The sequence below is a fragment of the Campylobacter sp. 1569 genome (assembly GCF_024723675.1).
GTDB classification, from domain to species: Bacteria; Campylobacterota; Campylobacteria; order Campylobacterales; family Campylobacteraceae; genus Campylobacter_D; species Campylobacter_D jejuni_C.
Genome location: NZ_JANQDB010000027.1, coordinates 1 through 3,248 on the forward strand (window position 1 = coordinate 1; position 3,248 = coordinate 3,248).

Sequence of the window (3,248 nt, forward strand, 5' to 3'; positions counted from 1 at the left end):
CATCGACGAAGTCGAAGCCACAAAGCGATTAGCATTGATAGTTCCTGTTTTAGTAATAATTACCCCATTAGGATTAATTAAAAAGACATTATTACCACTTGCATTTAATACACCTTCTATGGTAGATTTATCTGTTCCATGAGCAATGTTTAGGTAGTTTTGACCACTTTGTCCTTTTCCAAAATTAACTTGTGCATCTTTACCTATATTAAAGCCACCACCCCATTGTATGACATGGTTTCCACCTTGTGTTTTACCTGTAACATCTATAGTATTTCTACCAGTATTTTTATCAAAGTATGGGCCAGATATACTTCCACTAGTCCCATGAGTAAATTTACCTCCACTAGGTAAGTGATTTGGATTAAGTGGTTTATCTGCTGCCACCATAGGTGAAAATAACATTGATACAGTTATGCCTGAGAGTATGATGTGATTTGCTAACTTTTTCATAATTAATCCTTTTTGGTATATTACTTTAGTTTAAATTCACTACTATGCTTTTTGCATCTTTACTTGCACTTAAAGTGTATTTAGCTTTTTGAACTTTTGCTTTGATGTTTTTATGTAAGCTTTGATTATTTTTAGTGATAGTTTCTAATAAGCTTTGTAAGTCTTTTTGATTTAGTTGTTTATTGTTTGCATCTACAAAGCCTTTTTCACTTTGCATTAAAATAATGCTTTTATTTTTTACATTATTGTTTGTATATACATTAATAGAACTATCTTTAGAAAGATGAATAGCTTCTTTAGCACTTAAATAAGCTTTAGTATCATCTTTTAAGATAAAGCTATAATGATCAAAGTTATTGATAGTATTTGCTTTTATATTTGTATTTAATACTAAATGATTATTAGTGCCACTTTTATGCATTAGAGCTTTTGATACAAAGTTATTATCTTCTTTAGTTTGTAAAAAGCTACCTGCTAATACATCTATATGAGTATTATTAAAAATATTAGTATTGCCACTTAGATATAAGGTATTATTATAGCTTTTATCATTCTCACTATATACACCAGAAGCACTTATAAATATAGCTTTGTTGTTTTTATACTCATCTATATTTAAATTATTTATATGAGTATAATTATCATGAGTATTCTTAGCTATACCTGCACTAATTACTACTTCTCCTTCTCTTTTATCAGAAGCTGTACCTAGGGCTAAATTATCAAAGATAAAAGTATTATTAGCACTTTCATTTTTAGCATTAATAACATAAACATTAGAACTAGCTGCACTTGAATAATCTTTAATATTTAAAGTATTATCATTAGCATTTTCATTCGCTCTTAAAATGATTTTAGAACCTTTATCTATATTAGAAGCATTCGATAAAGATTGCACCATATTATATTTTATAGTGTTTTTTTCTAAATTATCAGCTTCTATAATAGTAGTGAGATTTCTACCCGATTTTACATTATCTAAAACTATACTATTAGCATTAGCACTACTTGCATAATAATCTTTATTATCTATACTTGCTTTACTTACCCCATATAAATATAAAGGCATAGCTATGTTTGAGTTTTTAATAACAATGCTATTATTATTTGCTTTAGAACTTAGAGTTTGTGCTGCTGTGATTTGAATTTTATCTTGATGGTTTTCAACAGTAATACCTTGGGTTAAATCCCCATTAATATGAATGCTATTATTATTAGCTCCTTTAGTAGCTACCCCACCATAAAGATTAAACTCATTTTTACCTGTAAAATTAGAATTAATTTCAAATGGCTTTTTAAGATTAATGCTAATACTATTATCATTAGCTATACCATTATTAGTTATACCTGCATAAAAGTCTAAAAGAGCTTTTACTTCTATATTGGTATTTAATGCTAATAAGGTTTGTAAATCTTTTATATCTATGGTGTTTTTATAAGCATTACCTTGTATGATTTTACCCCCATAGATTTCTCCTACTAATACAGCATTATAGGCTAATGGAGTATTTTTAGTATCTACTCTTAAATCTAGTTTTAAATCATTGATTAATACACTATTATTACTTACTTCATAGCTTTGATTATTATTAACATCCACAAAAGCCCCTCCTAAGTGAGTAGCAGCTGATGTTGAATATGCTCCACTTGGACCATGGACTAATAAAGAAGCTCCATCTATAATAACTTTATTATTTTTAGCATTAGCATTATAGGTAATGGCTCCTGTTACATGAGTCATTCTCTCATCAAAGATATTACCTCCTAATGCACTTTGTCTATAAGGGGTAGTATGAAAGTCTATCTTTACGCCTTTATTTAATATAACTGTATTATTATTAGCATTAGCATCCACGCCAAAAGCACCTAAGATATAAGGAGCACCATTTAAAGGTAAGGTATAGGTGTTTTCAACACCCATATTTACATAGGCATCTTTTAAGAAATTTAAAGTATTATTACTTACTTCACCTTTTCTAGCTATGGCTGGAGTGATTAAAAAATTATATTTATTATCTAAGCCACTAGCTTTAGGATTAATTACTTCTTTATCGGTAGGTTTTAAATAATATACTGAAGATAATTCCCCTGCTTTTAATACTAAGGTATTATTATTAGCTTTAGCATTAAAAGTATAAGCAGAAACTAAAAAAGGTATATAACTGATTTGATTTAGGGTAGTATTAGCTGAGTTAGAACTATGAAAGCCATTAACTACAAAAATATCTTCTTTAATACTTGGAGTAAGTATGTCTTGCTTAAAGTATAAATCATTCATTTTTGCATGAGCTTTATCTTTAGGATTATCATAGATTAAAGTGATATTTGAAAGATTTTTATTGCTAGCCATTTGACCATAAAAGTTTTTACCACTTAAGAGTTTATAAGTATCAAGATTATAATCATATACATCATTATTTTCATAATGGTGTTTTTTAATTACATAAGCATTAGAAGTTTTATCATAATTTGCCTGGGTGGTAGCTTCTAAAGAACTTAGTGAAAAAATAGTAAATAAAGAAAGTTTTAAAAGATTGGAGTTTTTATAGTGTTTTAAAGAGTTTAAAGCATTTAAGCTAAAACGAAAATTATCGTATCCCCCCCCCCCGTGAGGTACTTTTTAGATAAATTTTTATTCATTGAAAAAGTCCTTTCAAAAAATATTTTTATTGTATGCTATTGATTTATTGCTCGTGTGGTGTAATGAAACTAATAGTAATTACTAATACTAATATTTCATTAACAAACGCAGAATGTTAATATTTTATTTATAAATTTTTGCTTAAAGATAAATA

2 protein-coding genes are annotated in these 3,248 nt (G+C 27.8%); both read right to left on the bottom strand.

What is annotated here, in order from left to right:
* Positions 1 to 453: two-partner secretion domain-containing protein (locus CAMP5060_RS07920; RefSeq protein WP_337218188.1), on the bottom strand; the 453-nt coding region annotated here is incomplete at its 3' end.
* 25 nt (positions 454 to 478) lie between these two features.
* Entirely contained in the window at positions 479 to 2,803 is a 2,325-nt protein-coding gene (locus CAMP5060_RS07925; RefSeq protein WP_337218189.1) for a hypothetical protein, read from the bottom strand.
* Positions 2,804 to 3,248 lie beyond the last annotated feature (445 nt).

Bases quoted from the DNA above. Each gene is read 5' to 3' on its own strand.
- CAMP5060_RS07925 (WP_337218189.1), bottom strand. From the start codon at position 2,803: ATGGCTAGCAATAAAAATCTTTCAAATATCACTTTAATCTATGATAAT.